Genomic DNA, 17538 nt, shown 5'->3' with positions numbered 1-17538 from the left:
CTACACCCCGCCGAACAGCGTGAAGAATTTTTCGCCGGCGCGGTCGCGCAATTCACGCGCGGCATCGGCGCCGAGTTCGGCGGCCTCGGCTCGCGCCCCCTCGCGCGCGGTTTCATAAAAGTCCTTGCCGTCGGGTGAGATGATCAGGCCACGAAAATGAATCCGGTCGCCATCGACACGGCAATGACCGCCGATCGGCGTGCGGCACGACCCGTCGAGCAACGCGAGAAAACTGCGCTCGGCATTGAGCGCCACCTCGGTATCGGCATCGCCGATCGCCGCTACCAGCGCATTGATCCGCGTGTCGTCGCGCCGCGATTCGACAGCGATGGCGCCTTGCCCCACCGCCGGCAAAAATTCGTCGATCTCGAAAATCCGTGTCGCCTCTTTCTCAAGCCCGACACGCTTCAACCCCGCCAGTGCCAGCAGCGTCGCGTCGGCCTCTCCGTGCGCGAGCTTGCGCAATCGCGTCTGCACGTTGCCGCGAATGACGTTGACCTTGAGATCGGGCCGCAGCCTCAACACCATCGCCTGACGGCGCAGCGACGCGGTGCCGACCACCGCACCGGCGGGCAATTCGCTCAAGGATTTGGCCTTGTGGCTGATGAAAGCGTCGCGCGCATCCTCGCGCGGCAGAAACGACGACAGCCATGTCGCGTCCGGCAAGAATGTCGGCACATCCTTAGACGAATGGACGGCGAAATCGATGCTGCCGGCCAGCAGCGCTTCCTCTAGCTCCTTGGTGAAGAGGCCCTTGCCGCCGGCATCGAGCAACGCCCGATCCTGGATGGCGTCGCCCGAGGTGCGGATCGGGCGGATCGCAAAGCGCTCGGGGGCGACATTGTGGGCGCGGGCGAGCCGGTCGCGGACTTCATGGGCCTGCGCCATCGCCAGCGGACTGCCGCGGGTGCCGATCGTTGCCAGAACGTCCGTGCCGGACACTTGCGCGCCAATATTCACTTTGCCGACTTCGCTCCGTTGTGCTTTTGGGCCGCTTCAGTAGCAAAACCCGCTCGACCGTCGTTTGGACGCATTTTCTGGTAAAAATACACCCACTTTTGCTCAATGCGCGCCAATGCTACGCCGGGCAAGGAAAACGCCGCTTTGGCGGCAAACGCAAGGGCTGAACTTGGGCAGCGACACCCCCACACTGGTTCTGGGCATCGAGACCACCTGCGACGAAACCGCCGCTGCCGTGGTCGAGCGGCAGCCGGACGGCAGCGGACGCATCCTGTCCAACATCGTGCGGTCGCAGATCGATGAGCATGCGCCGTTCGGCGGCGTTGTGCCGGAAATCGCCGCTCGCGCCCATGTCGATCTGCTCGACGGGCTGATCGAACACGCCATGACGGAGGCCGGAATCGGTTTCGCGGAACTCGACGGCGTCGCGGCTGCAGCCGGACCGGGCCTGATCGGCGGGGTCATCGTCGGGCTGACCACCGCCAAAGCGATCGCGATGGTCCACAACACCCCGCTGCTCGCGGTCAATCATCTCGAGGCTCATGCATTGACGCCGCGCCTCACCGTGCCGCTCGCATTTCCCTACTGCCTGTTCCTGGCATCGGGCGGTCACACCCAGATCGTCGCCGTGCTTGGTGTCGGCAACTATGTGCGGATCGGCACCACCGTCGACGACGCGATGGGCGAAGCCTTCGACAAGGTCGCGAAAATGCTCGACCTGCCCTATCCCGGCGGCCCGCAAGTGGAACGGGCGGCGGCGACCGGCGACGCCACGCGATTCGCGTTTCCGCGGCCGATGCTGGGGCGGCGCGATGCGAATTTCTCGTTGTCCGGATTGAAAACCGCGGTGCGCAACGAGGCCAGCCGCCTGATCCCGCTGGAGCCGCAGGACATCAGCGATCTGTGCGCGAGCTTTCAGGCCGCCGTGCTGGAATCCACCGCCGATCGCATCAAGGTCGGCCTGCGGCTGTTTCACGAGCAATTCGGCCCGCCCCGTGCGCTGGTGGCGGCCGGTGGCGTCGCCGCCAATCTCGCGATTCGCGGCGCGCTTCAGGACATCGCCGCCCGTGCGCAGACCACGCTGATCGTTCCGCCGCCGTCATTGTGCACCGACAACGGCGCGATGATCGCATGGGCCGGCGCGGAACGTCTCGCGCTCGGTCTCGTCGATAAGATGGAAGCCGCCCCGCGTGCGCGCTGGAAACTCGACGAGACCACGCAGACGCCGGCGAAATTCGCCAACACTCGCGCGCGGCACTGAACAGATGACATCGTACCAGAATATTTCAGTAATCGGCGCGGGCGCATGGGGCACCGCGCTCGCCAATGCTACCGCGCGTGCCGGACGCGATGTCGTGCTCTATGCGCGTCAGGCCACGATCGCGACAACCATCCGAACCACGCGCGAAAATCCTCGGCTGCCGGGGATCAAGCTCGACGCCGACGTCGGCGTGACCGACGACCTCGCCGGCGCGGCGAAGGCCGATGCGATCCTGCTTGTGGTGCCGGCGCAGAACCTGCGCTCTGCCGCGATCGATCTCGCGCCGCATCTCGCCAAGGGCACGCCGGTTATCGTCTGCGCCAAGGGCATCGAACACGGCTCGCACAAATTCATGACCGAGATCGTTGCCGCAACGATTCCGGATGCGAAACCGGCGATCCTGTCGGGACCGAGTTTCGCCAGCGACGTGGCGCGCGGACTGCCGACGGCCGTCACCCTGGCCGCGCGCGACGAAACGCTGGCCGCGTCGCTGGTCCACGCGCTCGGCTCCGCGACGTTTCGCCCCTATCACACCACCGACGTGCGCGGCGTCGAAATCGGCGGCGCGGCCAAGAACGTGCTGGCGATCGCGGCCGGAATCGTGGTCGGCAAACAACTCGGCGCCTCGGCGCTGGCGGCACTGACGACACGCGGCTTCGCCGAACTGATGCGGTTCGGGCGCGGCCTCGGCGCGCGTGCTGAAACCATCTCGGGTCTGTCGGGATTGGGAGATCTGCTGCTGACCTGCTCGAGTCCGCAGTCGCGCAATTTTTCGCTCGGCATCGCGCTCGGGCGCGGTGCCTTACCATCGCCCGGCAAACTCGCCGAGGGACAGTTCACCGCGCCGGTGCTGGTCGAGTTGGCCGAAGCGAAGGATATCGATATGCCGGTGGCGAATGCCGTCGCGGCGATTCTCGGCGGCGCACTCACCGTCAATGAAGCGATCGAAGCGCTGATGACTCGGCCGTTCAAGGCCGAGGGATAAATACAACAGGACACGACAGATGAATTACTGGCTGGTGAAATCAGAACCCTCCACATGGTCGTGGGATCAGCAGGTCGCCAAGGGCGCCAAGGGCGAGGCGTGGACCGGCGTGCGCAACCACACCGCCAAGCTCAACATGATGAAGATGAAGAAAGGCGACCGCGCCTTCTACTATCATTCCAACGAAGGCAAGGAGATCGTCGGCATCGTCGAGATCATCCGCGAGCATTATCCCGACCCGACCGACAAGACCGGCAAGTTCGTCTGCGTCGACATCAAGGCCGACAAGCCGCTGAAGACGCCGGTTTCGCTCGAGACCATCAAGACCGACAAGAAGCTGGCGGAAATGGATCTTGTTAAGTTTTCGCGGCTGTCGGTGCAGAGCGTGAAACCCGACGAATGGAAGATGGTTTGCAAGATGGGCGGCATCTGACGGACGCGCGTCATCGCCCCTGCCGAAAGCCCTGATGGACATCAGCCTGCCCAACATCGCCGACAAGGCTGCGTTCATCCGCGACAACACGCGCTTGCGGCCGGTACCGCTGATTCCGGACATCTCGATCTTCGTTGCCGACGAGGCCGTGCCGTTGTGGCACAAGACCGAAGAGGAAATCGGCCGGGATGGCTTGCCGCCGCCATTCTGGGCGTTCGCCTGGGCCGGCGGTCAGGCGCTGGGACGCTACGTCCTCGATCATCCCGATGTGGTTGGCGGCAAACACGTGCTCGATCTCGCCAGCGGCTCCGGTCTGGTTGGCATCGCCGCGATGAAGGCCGGCGCGGCCTCTGTCGCGGTCGCGGATATCGACCCGTTTGCGCGCGTTGCCGCAGACCTGAATGCGCAACATAACGGCATTACGCTCACAATCGTCGCGCGCGATCTGCTGGCATCGCCGGGAGACGAACAGTGGGACGTTATTCTGGCTGGCGACATTTTCTACGAGCGCGACACCGCGCAACGCGCGTTCGATTTTCTGACCCGTCAGGCGCTGCGCGGGACCTCGGTCTTGATCGGCGATCCGGGCCGGAGTTATTTGCCGAAAGACAAGCTCGTGGCCGTGGCGACCTACGGCGTCCCGGTGACGCGCGATCTCGAGGATGCTGACATCAAGCATACCTCGGTGTGGAGTCTGGCTGTCCGGTAACGGCGGTGCGACAAAAGTCCTATCCTTTGGCGCTTGTCGCCCCCTCGGGCAAAAGCGCATAGTCGGGTCAATGGCAAGGACGGCATGCGACCACGTCAAATCGCAGCCGGCACGTGGAGGAAACGATGTCCGAGAAGGTGTACGATGTAGCGGCGGATTGGGCTAAACGGGCCTATATCGACAGCACCAAATACCGCGAGATGTATGCGCGCTCGATCAGCGATCCGAAGGGATTCTGGAGCGAGCAGGCCAAGCGGGTCGACTGGATCGAGCCGTTCACCAAGGTCGACAACGTCTCGTTCGAGCCCGGCAAGGTCTCGATCAAGTGGTTCGAGGACGGCGTGCTCAACGCCTCCTACAACTGCATCGACCGCCACCTCGCCACGCGCGGCGACCAGACCGCGATCATCTGGGAAGGCGACGATCCGTCGGAATCGCGCCACATCACCTATCGCGAGCTGCACGACGAAGTCTGCAAGATGGCCAACATCCTGCGGCTGCGTAACGTCAAGAAGGGCGACCGCGTCACCATCTATTTGCCGATGATTCCGGAAGCCGCTTACGCCATTCTGGCGTGCGCCCGCATCGGCGCGATCCATTCGGTGGTGTTCGGCGGCTTCTCGCCCGACTCCATCGCCGGCCGCCTTCAGGACTGCAACTCGCGCGTCATCATCACCTCCGATGAAGGCCTGCGCGGCGGTCGCACCATTCCGATGAAAGCTAATGTCGATGCCGCGATCGAGAAGGTCGGCGGCGAAGTCGACTGGGTGGTTGTGGTCAAGCGCACTGGCGGCAAGGTCGACATGAATCCGACCCGCGACGTCTGGTACCACGAAGCCGCCGCCGTGGTGGACTCTCACTGCCCCTGCGAGCCGATGAACGCGGAAGATCCGCTGTTCATTCTCTACACCTCGGGCTCGACCGGAAAACCCAAGGGCGTTCTGCACTCCACCGCCGGCTATCTGATCTTCGTCTCGATGACGCACCAGTATGTCTTCGATTATCACGACGGCGACATCTACTGGTGCACCGCCGACGTCGGCTGGGTCACCGGCCACAGCTACATTCTCTATGGACCGCTGTGCAACGGCGCGACCACGATGATGTTCGAGGGCGTGCCGAACTATCCGGACAATTCACGGTTCTGGAACGTCATCGACAAGCACAAGGTCAACATTTTCTACACCGCGCCGACCGCGATCCGCGCCTTGATGCAGGCCGGCGACGCGCCGGTGAAGAAGACCTCGCGCAAATCGCTGCGCCTGCTCGGCTCGGTCGGCGAGCCGATCAATCCCGAAGCGTGGGAGTGGTACCACCGCGTCGTTGGCGACGACCGCTGCCCGATCGTCGATACATGGTGGCAGACCGAGACCGGCGGCATCATGATCTCGCCATTGCCAGGCGCGATCGCGCAGAAGCCTGGCTCGGCGACACTGCCGTTCTTCGGCGTCGTGCCGGAGATCGTCGATGCCGAGGGCAAGGTGCTGGACGGCGAATGCAGCGGCAATTTGTGCATCGGGCGTTCGTGGCCGGGTCAGATCCGCACCGTCTATGGCGACCACGAGCGATTCGAGCAGACCTACTTCTCGACCTACAAGGGCAAGTACTTCTCCGGCGACGGCTGCCGCCGTGACGCCGATGGCTACTACTGGATCACCGGCCGCGTCGACGATGTCATCAACGTGTCCGGTCACCGCATGGGCACCGCCGAAGTCGAAAGCTCGCTGGTTGCTCACGACAGCGTGTCGGAAGCCGCCGTGGTCGGCTATCCGCACGACATCAAGGGTCAGGGCATCTATGCCTATGTCACCCTGATGGCCGGCAAGGAGCCGAGCGACGCCCTGCGCAAGGAACTGGTCGCCTGGGTCCGCAAGGACATCGGCCCGATCGCCTCGCCGGATCTGATCCAGTTCGCGCCCGGCCTGCCCAAAACCCGTTCCGGCAAGATCATGCGCCGCATCCTGCGCAAGATCGCGGAGGATGAGCCGGGAAGCCTCGGCGACACCACGACGCTGGCCGATCCGGCGGTGGTGAACGATCTGGTCAACAACCGCCAGAACAAGAAAGGCGCGTAAGCGCCCGGCCACGGCGCGGATCGATGCGCCGGTCACGTGATTGTCAGCACCGCTCGCCGCCAAATTTCGTTTTGGCGGCGAGTGTTGTTTTCAGGGCATTTACTTTGCCGGCCGTATTTTATCTGGATGCCGGAATTCGGATCGCGCCGGTGACGGGCGCTGTGGAGATTTAGGATGTTGCGGACGTTTGCGGTGGCGTTGGCCGCCACCCTCGGTTTGGGATTGATGTCGGGAACAGCCGCATTGGCGCGGCCCGATCTGGTCACGACGCCGGTCGGCTATTCACCGGGCACCATCGTGGTCAAGACCAAGGAACGCCGCCTCTATTACGTTATCGATGAAAGCCACGCGGTGCGCTATCCGGTCGGAGTCGGCAAGCGCGGCAAGGAATGGGCCGGCGCCACCCGGATCGACGGCAAGTATCGCAACCCGGCATGGTCGCCACCGGCCGACGTGAAGCACGACAATCCCTCGATCCCCGACGTGATTCCCGGCGGCGTGCCGGAGAATCCGATGGGCGTCGCAGCGATGACGCTCGCCGGCGGCGAATACGCCATTCACGGCACCAACCGCCCGAAATCGGTCGGAGGGTTCGTCTCTTACGGCTGCGTCCGGATGTACAATGAAGACATCATCGACCTGTTCGCGCGCGTCTCCGTCGGCACGCCGGTGATCGTCACTGCGCGCTGATTGGCGATAACGCCGGAATGAAAAGGCCGCGCACCAGCGCGGCTTTTTATATTTTGAAGCGGATTATTTTGACGCGATACCGCGCTCCCGGCTCGCCCGCGCGCACCAGCCGCTGCGATGGCCGCCGCCATAGCGTCGCACATGACCGGCCGAAAGAAGCGCCGATGACACATTCGGCGTCCCGCGCGTCGCGGCATCGGCGACAACGCGCCCGTTGTACTTGTCAGGACCGATATTGAAGATCGCGACATCGCCGGCGGCGAGCATTTCCTGCAGGGCGTCCCGTGCAATCTCGGCAGTTCGCGCTCCTCCGGACAATGCGCTTTCAACTCGGGCGCATCGATGCCGCGCAGCCGAACCCGCGTCATCATCTCCAATCCCGGCCACAGATGCACCCGAGCCTCAAGCGTATCGCCGTCGATGACCCGAACGACCTCGACCGGGTGGCGCGCATCCCGGTTTCCACTGCGCGCCCAAACCATGCCGTCCTGTCCGCCATCCGGCGCAACATGGGGCGCTGACGCCCCGGCGCCACGAGCGGCCACCGCTTCGGGCCAGTGGGCCGGCTTCAACGGCAGCAGCGATCCGAAGACGATCCCGAGCACAAACACACAGGCCAGCAACGCCGACGGCGAGCGGCCGAATGACATAGCTGAGCGGGACGCTAGGAACATATCCCTAGATTAGCGCAACCTATGCGATTCGCAACTGCAATCTTGGGTTGTATTGGCGTAATGCGATAGGCCGGATACTAGAAGTCGGACGCAATTCCCTTGCGTTCCCAATCGCCGTACCGGGTCGGCTCCGGTCCCTTCGGTCCCTGAATTTCCTTCTGACCCTTGAGGATATCTTCCTGCTGGCTATCGCGTTCGGCCTGGGCCCGTCGCTCGGCGGCCTCGGCCAGCGCCCGCTGCGCCTCCGGGGTAAGCGGCTTGCGCGGCGGGGCGGCCGCATCGGCGCTAGCCGGATCGGATGGGTGTGCGGGATGGTCGTTCATGCGGAAAACTCCGGACTCGGGCAACAAAGCGGAAAGCACATTCATGCGAGACCGTACTGCATGATTATTCCGCGCAACAACTGTGATCGCATGAAGGCGATTCTTACAATTGGCATATTCGGGTGTCACGGATGCGCTCTCGCCGCGACCCAGGTGTCGCCGTTGTTCCCGCCAAGTGATGTTCCGTCCGCATGAAGCCTTCGAGATTCGTCCCGCCGACCGAGGTGCCCGGCCTCGCCGCGCGTCGGATTGCCGCCGACATCCTGGACGGAGTGCTGCACAAGCGGCGCACGCTCGACGAACAGCTTGAAGGCACGGGCGCTCATCCCGGTCTGAAATCGCTGTCCGACCGCGATCGTGCACTGATGCGCCGTCTGGTCGCCACCATCCTGCGCAAGCTCGGAACTCTCGGGCATGTGCTGTCGCGGCTGCTCGATCGTGGCGTTCCGACCGACGCGCCGCGCGCGCAAAGCGCGCTACTGATCGGCGCGACTCAGATTCTCTGGATGGACGTGCCCGATCACGCCGCCGTCGATCTCTCCGTTCGTCTGGTGCAGGCCGACCGGCGCGCCGCGAAATATGCCGGCCTCGTCAACGCCGTGCTGCGCCGCTGCGCGCGCGAAGGGCACCCGCTCATCGAGGAAGTCCGCACCTCGATGATCGATTTGCCGCCATGGCTGGTGAAGCGCTGGGTCGCGCATTACGGCGAGGACAACGCGAAAGCGATGGCGGAAGCGATCGGCCATGAGCCGCCGCTCGATCTCACCACCAAATCCGACGCGGCCGCCTGGGCAACGCGGCTGCATGGCGAGGCACTCTCCACCGGAACCATCCGCACGGTGCTGCAGGGCCCGATCACCATGCTGCCCGGCTTCAGCGACGGCCAATGGTGGGTGCAGGACGCCGCCGCCGCGATGCCGGCCCGCCTGTTCGGCGATCTCAATGGCAAGACCATCGTCGATCTCTGCGCCGCGCCGGGCGGCAAGACCGCGCAACTCGCTCATGGCGGGGCAACGGTGACCGCGATCGACCGCTCGCCGGCCCGCATCGCCCGTCTCAAGGACAATCTCGCGCGCCTGTCGCTCGGGGCGACAACCGTCGTCGCCGATGCCGCCGAATGGACCGGCGATTTGTTCGACGGCGTGCTGCTCGATGCGCCATGCGCCGCCACCGGAACCATCCGGCGCCATCCCGACGTGGCGTGGCTGAAGCAGGAAAGCGACATCGGCATGCTGGCAGCCGTGCAGCAGCGGCTGCTCGCCAAAGCGGTGTCGCTGCTCAAGCCCGGCGGTACGCTGGTGTATTGCACCTGCTCGCTCGAGCCGGAAGAAGGCGAGCACGCGATTGCTGCGCTGCTCGCCGCCGAGTCCGGCGTGAAGCGGGTTCCCGTCACCGCGAGCGATGTCGCGGGCCATGCCGAACTGATCACGCCGGATGGCGATCTGCGAACGCTGCCGTGCCATCTGCCTCACGCCGATCCCCGGCTTTCCGGGCTCGACGGCTTCTACGCCGCGCGGCTGGTCAAATCCTGACGACAGCCCCGGCCTGAAGCGGCGGGCATCGGTCCGCGACAGGCTTTCCCTTGGCAGACTCTGCCCTGGCAGACCTGGCTTTTGGGCCGGACCGTGCCCCGGATAGAATGGTTCATAACCATTTTGATTCGACGACGCCATGCTGGCGTCGAATTGCGGACTCCGGCGCGGCATTTGCCTGTGCAGCCAGGGTCAACAGGGTGTGTTGCGCGCAATTCCAGACTAAAAGATTGCTTGGGGATTCCAGCGGGCAGGGCGCGTGGCAGGACGAAGACGCATTTCGAGGCTTTTGCTGGTCCGCGCCGCGCGGAAGATGATGGCGCGCGCCAGCGGCAGGTCGGTTGCGGTGTCGCGTCTGTTCCCCGGCCGCACCGATCGCCTGCTGATCGCGCCGCACGATTTGCGCACCACTGACGCCACCCGCGCCGCCGAGGTCTATTCGGGCCGCTTCGTGTTCGCCGGCAAGATCGTCACCTGCCACGGCCGCTCGGTGTTCGATCTCGATCCGCCGTCGGAGGACTGGGAGGTCGCGCTGCTCGGTTTCGGCTGGCTGCGTCATCTGCGCGCCGCCGAATCCGCCATCACCCGCGCCAACGCCCGCGCGCTGATCGACGACTGGCTGTCGAATCCGAAACGCAAGAGCGCGGTCGGGCGCCGCGCTGACGTGCTCGCGCGGCGGATCATCTCGCTGCTGTCGCAGGCGCCGCTGGTGCTCAACGACGCCGACCCCAAATTCTATCGCCGCTTCCTGCGTCATCTGTCGCGCGAAATCCGGACCCTGCGCTACACCGCGGTCGATATTGCCGACGGCCTGCCGCGGCTGCAGGTGATGATCGCGCTGTGCTACGCGTCGCTGTGCCTCGCCAACCAGAGCAAGCATATCCGCACTGCGACGCGCAAACTCTCGGACGAATTGCAGCGCCAGATCCTGCCCGACGGCGGACACATCTCGCGCAATCCCGGCGCGCTGGTGGAATTGCTGCTTGATCTTCTGCCGCTGCGGCAGACTTTTGCCGCTCGCAACATCGCGCCGCCGCAGGCACTGCTCAACGCGATCGACCGGATGATGCCGATGCTGCGGTTCTTCCGCCACGGCGACGGCTCTTTCGCGCTGTTCAACGGCATGAGCAACGCGCCGTCCGGCGTGGTGGCGACCCTGCTCGCCTATGACGACACCCACGGCACACCGATGGCGAGCATGCCGCACACCGGCTTCCAGCGTCTCGACGCCGGGCCGACCGTCATCATCGCCGATACCGGCCCGCCGCCGCCGCCGAGCGTCAGCCACGACGCCCATGCCGGCTGCCTGTCGTTCGAACTGTCGTCGGGCACCAACCGGATCGTGGTCAATTGCGGAATGCCGCCGACCGGGCGCGACAACTGGCGGGTATTCGCGCGCAGCACCGCAGCCCACTCGACGCTGACCTATCACGAGACTTCGTCATGCAAGTTCATCGAACGCTCGGCGATGAAAAAAATGCTGCAGGGCGCGCCGATCGTCTCCGGCCCCGTCAACATCGAAGCCTATCGCGAGGTAACCGAAAGCGGCACGCTGCTGACGATGTCGCATGACGGCTACCTCAGGCAATTCGGCGTCACCCACCGGCGGGTGCTGATGCTGTCCGAGGACGGCAGCCGGATCGACGGCGAAGACACGATCGCCAAGCGCCCCGGCGCGGCATTCAAGGGCGGCGCCGACGACTATACGCTGCGCTTCCATCTTCATCCGTTCGTCAAGGCGAGCCGCCTCAGTGACGGCCGCGGTGTGATGCTGGTTCTGCCCAATCGCGACGTCTGGACCTTCGAGGCCGCCAGCGAAAGGGTTGATCTGGAGGACAGCGTGTATCTGGCAGGCTCCGATGGAGCGCGACGAACCTCGCAGATCGTCATCCGCCAGAACGCCCGGCAGGTTTCGACCATCCGCTGGAATTTCATCCGTTCGTCGGCATCTGCCTCGGCCACCGTGGCCCGCCGCGACGCGCGTCGCGAGCCGGAATTACCGCTCTGATCGAGAGCGCCCGGCGCGCGAGAAAACCGCTTGGCAACGGGTCAATATGGTTTTGCCGCGCCGGAATTCGTGCTACGCGGCAGCCTCAACATCTGGGACCGATCTGATGACCGACCATCCGCGCCGGGTGACCCGCGCATTGCTTTCCGTTTCCAATAAATCAGGCCTGATCGAGTTTGCCCGAGCTCTCGCCGGGCACGGTGTCGATCTCGTTTCGACCGGCGGCACCGCCAAGGCGATCGCCGAAGCCGGGCTGAAGGTCACCGACGTGTCGGACCTGACCGGGTTTCCGGAAATGATGGATGGCCGGGTCAAGACACTGCATCCCAAGGTCCATGGCGGTCTGCTCGCGATCCGCGACAACGCCGATCACGCCAAGTCGATGAAGGATCACGGCATCGCGCCGATCGATCTTCTGGTGGTCAATCTCTATCCCTTCGAGGCAACCGTCGACCGTGGCGCCAGCGAAGAGGATTGCATCGAGAATATCGACATCGGCGGCCCGGCGATGATCCGCGCCGCCGCGAAAAACCACGACGACGTCGCCGTGGTGGTCGAGGCCAGCGACTATCAGGCAGTGCTCGACGAACTCGCCGCCAGCAACGGTGCGACCACGCTCGGTCTGCGCAAGCGGCTGGCCGCAAAAGCCTATGCCCGCACCGCCGCTTACGATGCGGCGATTTCGAACTGGTTCGCCGATCGCCTCAAGATCACCGCGCCGGATTTCCGCGCCGTTGGCGGCAAACTGATCCAGGCGCTGCGTTACGGCGAGAACCCGCACCAGCAGGCGTCATTCTACAAGACGCCGGACCGCCGCTTCGGCGTCGCCACCGCGCGCCAGCTTCAGGGCAAGGAGCTGTCCTACAACAACATCAACGACACCGATGCCGCCTATGAATGCATCGCCGAGTTCGACGCCAGGCGCACGGCGGCTTGCGTCATCGTCAAGCATGCCAATCCGTGCGGCGTCGCCGAGGGCGCTGACCTCTCAGAAGCCTATCGCAAGGCGCTGGCCTGCGATTCCACGTCGGCTTACGGCGGCATCATTGCATTCAACCGCACGCTCGATGCGGATGCGGCGAACGCAGTGGCCGGAATTTTCACCGAGGTGATTATCGCGCCCGACGCCACCGACGAGGCCATCGCCATCATCGGCAAACGGAAGAATCTACGGCTGCTGCTCGCCGGCGGCCTGCCCGATCCGCGCGCGCCGGGACTGACGGCCAAGACCGTCGCCGGTGGACTTCTGGTTCAGGGCCGTGACAACGCGGTGGTCGACGACATGACGCTCAAGACCGTCACCAAGCGGGCGCCAACCGATGCCGAACTGCGCGACCTGCGCTTCGCCTTCCGCGTCGCCAAGCACGTGAAATCCAACACCATTATTTATGCGAAGGATCTCGCCACCGTCGGCATCGGTGCCGGCCAGATGAGCCGGGTCGATTCCGCGCGCATCGCCGCGCGCAAGGCCGAGGACGCCGCGAAGGAACTGGGGCTCGCCGCGCCGATGACCAAGGGCTCGGTGGCGGCGTCGGACGCGTTCTTCCCGTTCGCCGATGGCCTGCTGGTCGCGATCGAAGCCGGTGCGACCGCGGTGATCCAGCCCGGCGGATCGATGCGCGACGACGAAGTCGTCAAGGCCGCCGACGAGCACGGCATCGCCATGGTGCTGACCGGCACGCGGCACTTCAAGCACTGAGCCCAGTCTTTCAGTTTGTCATGGCCGGACTTGTTCCGGCCGTCCCGATTCACGTGGCACAGGGCCTTCCCAAGCGAGATGCCCGGGACAAACCCGGGCATGACATCGAGTACGCCGCAGCAGTTCCGCACGGCGCACCGCGCCTTCCAACCTTGGAGAGTTACGCCCGTGCTGTCTGCACCCGTGACAGCAGCGCCAGGCCGGCGAGGAAGAACACGATCAGCACCGCCATGCCGGCCTTCTGGCTCATGGTGACGGCAGTGACGATCGAGACCACCAGCGGCGCCATGAAAGACGTCACTTTTCCGGACAGCGCGAACAACCCGAAATATTGCGTGATGCGATCCTTCGGCGCGAGCCGGATCAGCAGCGTGCGCGACGCCGCCTGCAACGGCCCTGCGGCCATGCCGATCAGGAAGCCGAGCGCGAGATAAGCTTTCTCCGCGGGTGCTGCGAACAGGCCGCCGCCCGGCACCGGCGGCGCAACCTTGACGACGAAGAACAGCGTGTCGCGATCGATCGACAGGATCGCGGCAATCGCCGCCAGCAGAATGATCATGCTTCCGGCGATCACTTTCTTCGGACCGAACAGATCGTCGAGCTTGCCGCCGAGCCATGCACCGATGGTGCCGGAAAACGCCAGCAGGATTCCGAACGTCCCGATCTGGATAGTGTGCCAGCCGAACGTGCCCGCCGCATAGATGCCGCCGAACGCGAACAGTGCCACCAGCGCATCGGTGTAGACCATGTTGGCGATCAGGAACGTCGCCATCACCGGATTGCCCGGCAATGATGTCAGCGTTTCGCGCAATTCACGCAAGCCTTCGCGCACCGCGCCAAGCGCGGGTTTCTTTGCCGCGACATCCGGCGTTAACAGGAACATCGGCAGCACGAAGATCATGAACCACAGTCCGGTCAAAGGTCCGGTGATGCGGTCGCCTTCATGGGTTGCGGGATCGAGCCCGAACAGCGGCGTAAAGCCGAACAGCGTTTTTCCGGTGTCGGCATTCGCGGCGAGAAAGCCAAGCACGATCACAAGGCTGAGAATGCCGCCGATATAGCCCGTTGCCCACCCGGTGCCGGACAGCCGGCCGATTTTTTCCGGCGGCACCAGTGTCGGCATCATCGCATTGTTGAACACCGTGGCGAATTCGACGCCGATGGTGGCGATGCCGAATGCGATCAGCAGCGGCAGGATCACCGACGGATCGCCGGGTTTGCCGATCCACATGATCGACGATCCGATCACCAACAGCGTGCCAAATGCCGCGATCCACGGCTTGCGCCGGCCACCGGCATCGGCGATCGCGCCGAGAACAGGCGACATGATCGCGATGACCAGGCCGGCCGCAGCGGTCGCAAAGCCCCACAGCGACTGTCCGGTCGCCGGATTCGACGCCACATGGGTGGCGAAGTATGGCGCGAAAACGAATGTCGTGATCAGGCTGAAGTAAGGCTGTGCGGCCCAATCGAACAAAACCCAGCCCAATACGGCCGAACGGGGAGGATATGTTCGCGCAGATGCCGCGCCGCGATCGTCCAACGCGCCGGTCCGCGCCATTCGTGATGCTCCTGCCCGAATCAGCGGGGGCATATCCTCCGCGACGCCGAAAGCATATATAGCCCCGGCATCATTGCTATCGGCTTTTTGCCTAAGACCGTTTGCCGGAGTCGCTTATGGGATCGTTCTCCGTTATCCGCGCTGGCCTGACCGCGATCGTCGTTGCCGCCACCTTGGTGTGTGCGGGGCACGCACAGGATTCGCGACACGGCTTCTATACGCCGCCTGCGCTCGGCACCATCAAGCCGGTACCGGCACAACACGGAATGGTTGTAGCGCAGGAAAAGATCGCCGCACGAATCGGCGCGGACGTTCTGTCGCGCGGCGGCAACGCGGTCGATGCGGCGGTCGCGACCGGTTTCGCAATGGCCGTGACCTATCCCCGCGCCGGCAACATCGGCGGCGGCGGCTTCATGATGATCCATCTCGCCAAGGACAACCAGGACATCGCGCTCGACTATCGCGAGACGGCGCCCGCCGCCGCCACCCGCGACATGTTTCTCGGCGCCGACGGCAAGCCGGATCCGGCGAAATCGCGCAGCAGCGCACTCGGCATCGGCGTGCCGGGCACAGTCGCGGGTCTCTCACTCGCGCTGGAAAAATACGGTTCGGGAAAATTCTCCCTGCGCGACCTGCTGATGCCGGCGATCGATCTGGCGCGCGACGGGTTCATTGTCGCCGACGATACAGGCGATACCTTGCCGGACTGGCACAAGCGGCTGGCGAAGCGGCCCTCAAGCCGATTCATTTTCTCGCGGCCCGACGGCTCATCGCTTGTTGCAGGCGACCGGCTGATCCAGACCGATCTCGCCGCGACGCTGGAGGCGATTGCCGCGCAAGGTCCGCGCGGATTCTATGAAGGACCAGTCGCGGACAAGCTCGCTGCCGGCATTCGCGCCGCCGGCGGCATCATCACGACCGACGATCTCAAGGCTTATCACGCGGTGACGCGACAGCCGGTGCGCGGCAGCTATCGCGGCTATGACATTGTCTCGATGCCACTCCCGTCTTCCGGAGGGACCGTCCTGCTGGAGACGTTGAACATTCTCGAAGGCTACAAGCTGCACGAAATGGGCGCCGGCTCGGTCGACACGCTTCATGTCATGATCGAAGCGATGAAGCGCGCTTATGCCGACCGCGCGCGCTATCTTGGCGATCCCGCCTTCGTCAATGCGCCGCTCGCCCAACTGACCGCGAAAGACTATGCCGCGCGCCAGCGCGCCTCGATCGACATGACCGAGGCAACGCCGGCGGCGAAGCTGCCGGTGACGCCGCAACGCGAAGGCAGCAACACCACGCATTTCTCCGTGGTCGATCGCGAGGGCAACGCGGTGAGCAACACCTACACGCTGAATTTCAGTTACGGCCTCGGCCTCGTGGCCGAGGGCACCGGCGTGCTGCTTAACAACGAGCTTGACGATTTCACCGCCGCGCCCGGCGCATCGAACGCCTACGGTCTGGTCGGCTTCGAAGCCAATCTGCCCGGCCCCGGCAAGCGGCCGCTGTCGTCGATGACGCCGACCATCGTGCTCAAGGACGGTAAGCCGGTTCTGGTTACCGGCTCGCCGGGCGGCAGCCGCATCATCTCCACGGTGCTGCAGGTTGTCGTCAATGTGCTCGATCATCACATGAACGTCGCCGCTGCGGTCGCCGCGCCACGGTTGCATCACCAATGGTTGCCGGATGAAGTGCGCGTCGAGCACGGATTTCCCGCCGATGTTCTCGATGCGCTTAAGGCGAAAGGGCACACCATCGCGATGCCGCTCGGCCAGACCTCGGCCAACTCGATTGCGGTCACCGCCGACGGGCTGCTCGGTGCCGCCGACCCGCGCACCCGCGGCGCGGAAGCAGCGGGTTACTAGGCGGCCGCGAGCAACCTAACGCCCGACCTGATACGGCCCGCCCTTTTCCAGCGCTTGATTATAGGCGGGCCGCGCATGAATCCGTTCAAGAAACGCCATCGCCTTCGGACGGGTTTTGTCGAGACCGCCGCGCGCGGTCGCAGCTTCCAGTGGAAAGCTCATCTGGATATCGGCAGCGCTGAATTCGTTGCCGGCGAACCATTCGCTTTTCGTTAGTTCGCTTTCCCAGAATCCGATGTGCTGTCTCAGCTGCGGATCGACGACCGTCGCGAGCACCTTGCCGAACGCCATCTTCATCATCGGGCGCATCAGCGCCGGCGCCCGCTTCGGGATCACGGTGAACAGCAGCTTTTGCACCAGCAGCGGCATCGCCGAGCCTTCGGCGTAGTGGAGCCAGTAGGTGTAACGCAGACGCTCCGGCGTTCCCGGTGGCGGGATCAGGCGGCCATTGCCGTACGTCTCGACGATGTACTCAACGATCGCGCCGGACTCGGCGATGGTGTTGCCGTTGTCGGTGATGACCGGCGATTTACCGAGCGGATGAATCGCACGCAGTTCTTTCGGCGCGAGCATCGACGGCTGGCGCTGATAGCGCACGATCTCGTAGGGCACGCCGAGCTCTTCGAGCAGCCACAACACCCGCTGTGAGCGCGAATTATTCAGATGATGAACCGTGAGCATCGCGCGTTCCTTGTGCCACCATGGCCACGGAAACCGTGACAGTCGGCAGGATTGATGTCGAGCCGGGATCGGGGCGACCTGCGCC

General features: G+C 64.5%; 16 protein-coding genes. 11 read left to right on the top strand and 5 right to left on the bottom strand.

Annotated elements, in window-relative coordinates; genetic code table 11:
- Nucleotides 1-942 carry a hydroxymethylbilane synthase gene (hemC, locus tag ASC80_RS19135; RefSeq protein WP_283805054.1) on the bottom strand — a complete coding sequence of 314 codons (942 nt, stop codon included), beginning with the start codon at nt 940-942 and terminating at the stop codon, nt 1-3.
- Between the two features lie 133 nt (nt 943-1075).
- Between hemC and tsaD the strand changes: the two genes are divergently transcribed.
- The 6 genes from tsaD (at nt 1076) to ASC80_RS19105 (ending at nt 7113) form a co-directional block, all read left to right on the top strand.
- Nucleotides 1076-2221, top strand: a complete 1146-nt coding sequence (gene tsaD, locus ASC80_RS19130; RefSeq protein WP_082512666.1) for a tRNA (adenosine(37)-N6)-threonylcarbamoyltransferase complex transferase subunit TsaD — start codon at nt 1076-1078, stop codon at nt 2219-2221.
- Between the two features lie 4 nt (nt 2222-2225).
- Nucleotides 2226-3206 carry an NAD(P)H-dependent glycerol-3-phosphate dehydrogenase gene (locus ASC80_RS19125; RefSeq protein ID WP_056300558.1) on the top strand — a complete coding sequence of 327 codons (981 nt, stop codon included), beginning with the start codon at nt 2226-2228 and terminating at the stop codon, nt 3204-3206.
- Nucleotides 3207-3225: 19 nt separating this feature from the next.
- Nucleotides 3226-3639: an EVE domain-containing protein gene (locus tag ASC80_RS19120; protein ID WP_056300555.1), complete on the top strand. Its 414-nt coding sequence runs from the start codon at nt 3226-3228 to the stop codon at nt 3637-3639.
- 34 nt (nt 3640-3673) lie between these two features.
- The gene (locus ASC80_RS19115) at nt 3674-4348 is read left to right on the top strand and encodes a class I SAM-dependent methyltransferase (protein ID WP_056300552.1); all 675 of its coding nucleotides are present in this window, start codon (nt 3674-3676) and stop codon (nt 4346-4348) included.
- A 125-nt stretch (nt 4349-4473) separates the two neighbouring features.
- Entirely contained in the window at nt 4474-6423 is a 1950-nt protein-coding gene (gene acs, locus ASC80_RS19110; protein WP_056300549.1) for an acetate--CoA ligase, read from the top strand.
- A 174-nt stretch (nt 6424-6597) separates the two neighbouring features.
- Nucleotides 6598-7113, top strand: coding sequence for a L,D-transpeptidase (locus ASC80_RS19105; RefSeq protein ID WP_056300546.1), 516 nt, complete (start codon nt 6598-6600; stop codon nt 7111-7113).
- 63 nt (nt 7114-7176) lie between these two features.
- Here ASC80_RS19105 and ASC80_RS24660 read toward each other — a convergent pair whose 3' ends face one another.
- Nucleotides 7177-7431, bottom strand: coding sequence for a hypothetical protein (locus ASC80_RS24660; RefSeq protein ID WP_349509671.1), 255 nt, complete (start codon nt 7429-7431; stop codon nt 7177-7179).
- Here ASC80_RS24660 and ASC80_RS24655 point away from each other — a divergent pair.
- Nucleotides 7431-7634 (top strand): hypothetical protein, encoded by a 204-nt coding sequence (locus tag ASC80_RS24655; RefSeq protein WP_349509670.1) that lies wholly within the window; start codon nt 7431-7433, stop codon nt 7632-7634. The genes ASC80_RS24660 and ASC80_RS24655 overlap by 1 nt on opposite strands.
- A 230-nt stretch (nt 7635-7864) precedes the next feature.
- Here the strand turns inward: ASC80_RS24655 and ASC80_RS19095 are convergent, their stop codons facing one another.
- Entirely contained in the window at nt 7865-8110 is a 246-nt protein-coding gene (locus ASC80_RS19095; RefSeq protein ID WP_056301066.1) for a DUF1674 domain-containing protein, read from the bottom strand.
- Between the two features lie 191 nt (nt 8111-8301).
- On the opposite strand from ASC80_RS19095, the gene ASC80_RS19090 reads away from it, so the two are divergent.
- From ASC80_RS19090 to purH, 3 genes are all read left to right on the top strand, one after another.
- Complete coding sequence (locus ASC80_RS19090; RefSeq protein WP_056300544.1) at nt 8302-9642, top strand: RsmB/NOP family class I SAM-dependent RNA methyltransferase; 1341 nt, start codon at nt 8302-8304, stop codon at nt 9640-9642.
- A gap of 313 nt (nt 9643-9955) precedes the next feature.
- The gene (locus ASC80_RS19085; RefSeq protein ID WP_056301064.1) at nt 9956-11650 is read left to right on the top strand and encodes a heparinase II/III family protein; all 1695 of its coding nucleotides are present in this window, start codon (nt 9956-9958) and stop codon (nt 11648-11650) included.
- Nucleotides 11651-11756: 106 nt separating this feature from the next.
- Nucleotides 11757-13349, top strand: coding sequence for a bifunctional phosphoribosylaminoimidazolecarboxamide formyltransferase/IMP cyclohydrolase (purH, locus tag ASC80_RS19080; RefSeq protein WP_056300541.1), 1593 nt, complete (start codon nt 11757-11759; stop codon nt 13347-13349).
- Nucleotides 13350-13509: 160 nt separating this feature from the next.
- On the opposite strand, the gene ASC80_RS19075 is transcribed toward purH, so the two are convergent.
- Nucleotides 13510-14910, bottom strand: a complete 1401-nt coding sequence (locus ASC80_RS19075) for an MFS transporter (RefSeq protein ID WP_056300538.1) — start codon at nt 14908-14910, stop codon at nt 13510-13512.
- A gap of 116 nt (nt 14911-15026) precedes the next feature.
- Between ASC80_RS19075 and ggt the strand changes: the two genes are divergently transcribed.
- Nucleotides 15027-16772 carry a gamma-glutamyltransferase gene (gene ggt / locus ASC80_RS19070; RefSeq protein WP_082512665.1) on the top strand — a complete coding sequence of 582 codons (1746 nt, stop codon included), beginning with the start codon at nt 15027-15029 and terminating at the stop codon, nt 16770-16772.
- 15 nt (nt 16773-16787) lie between these two features.
- Here the strand turns inward: ggt and ASC80_RS19065 are convergent, their stop codons facing one another.
- The gene (locus ASC80_RS19065; RefSeq protein WP_056300535.1) at nt 16788-17453 is read right to left on the bottom strand and encodes a glutathione S-transferase family protein; all 666 of its coding nucleotides are present in this window, start codon (nt 17451-17453) and stop codon (nt 16788-16790) included.
- Between the last annotated feature and the right edge of the window lie 85 nt (nt 17454-17538).

Source organism: Afipia sp. Root123D2 (assembly GCF_001425835.1).
Taxonomy (GTDB): domain Bacteria; phylum Pseudomonadota; class Alphaproteobacteria; order Rhizobiales; family Xanthobacteraceae; genus Afipia.
The sequence above is the reverse complement of the archived record's forward strand: the minus strand, read 5'-3'. Positions and strand labels throughout refer to the sequence as shown.

Bases quoted from the DNA above. Each gene is read 5' to 3' on its own strand.
- tsaD (WP_082512666.1), top strand. From the start codon at position 1,076: ATGCTACGCCGGGCAAGGAAAACGCCGCTTTGGCGGCAAACGCAAGGG.
- ASC80_RS19125 (WP_056300558.1), top strand. From the start codon at position 2,226: ATGACATCGTACCAGAATATTTCAGTAATCGGCGCGGGCGCATGGGGC.
- ASC80_RS19120 (WP_056300555.1), top strand. From the start codon at position 3,226: ATGAATTACTGGCTGGTGAAATCAGAACCCTCCACATGGTCGTGGGAT.
- ASC80_RS19115 (WP_056300552.1), top strand. From the start codon at position 3,674: ATGGACATCAGCCTGCCCAACATCGCCGACAAGGCTGCGTTCATCCGC.
- acs (WP_056300549.1), top strand. From the start codon at position 4,474: ATGTCCGAGAAGGTGTACGATGTAGCGGCGGATTGGGCTAAACGGGCC.
- ASC80_RS19105 (WP_056300546.1), top strand. From the start codon at position 6,598: ATGTTGCGGACGTTTGCGGTGGCGTTGGCCGCCACCCTCGGTTTGGGA.
- ASC80_RS24655 (WP_349509670.1), top strand. From the start codon at position 7,431: ATGCGCTTTCAACTCGGGCGCATCGATGCCGCGCAGCCGAACCCGCGT.
- ASC80_RS19095 (WP_056301066.1), bottom strand. From the start codon at position 8,110: ATGAACGACCATCCCGCACACCCATCCGATCCGGCTAGCGCCGATGCG.
- ASC80_RS19090 (WP_056300544.1), top strand. From the start codon at position 8,302: ATGAAGCCTTCGAGATTCGTCCCGCCGACCGAGGTGCCCGGCCTCGCC.
- ASC80_RS19085 (WP_056301064.1), top strand. From the start codon at position 9,956: ATGATGGCGCGCGCCAGCGGCAGGTCGGTTGCGGTGTCGCGTCTGTTC.
- purH (WP_056300541.1), top strand. From the start codon at position 11,757: ATGACCGACCATCCGCGCCGGGTGACCCGCGCATTGCTTTCCGTTTCC.
- ASC80_RS19075 (WP_056300538.1), bottom strand. From the start codon at position 14,910: ATGGCGCGGACCGGCGCGTTGGACGATCGCGGCGCGGCATCTGCGCGA.
- ggt (WP_082512665.1), top strand. From the start codon at position 15,027: ATGGGATCGTTCTCCGTTATCCGCGCTGGCCTGACCGCGATCGTCGTT.
- ASC80_RS19065 (WP_056300535.1), bottom strand. From the start codon at position 17,453: ATGCTCACGGTTCATCATCTGAATAATTCGCGCTCACAGCGGGTGTTG.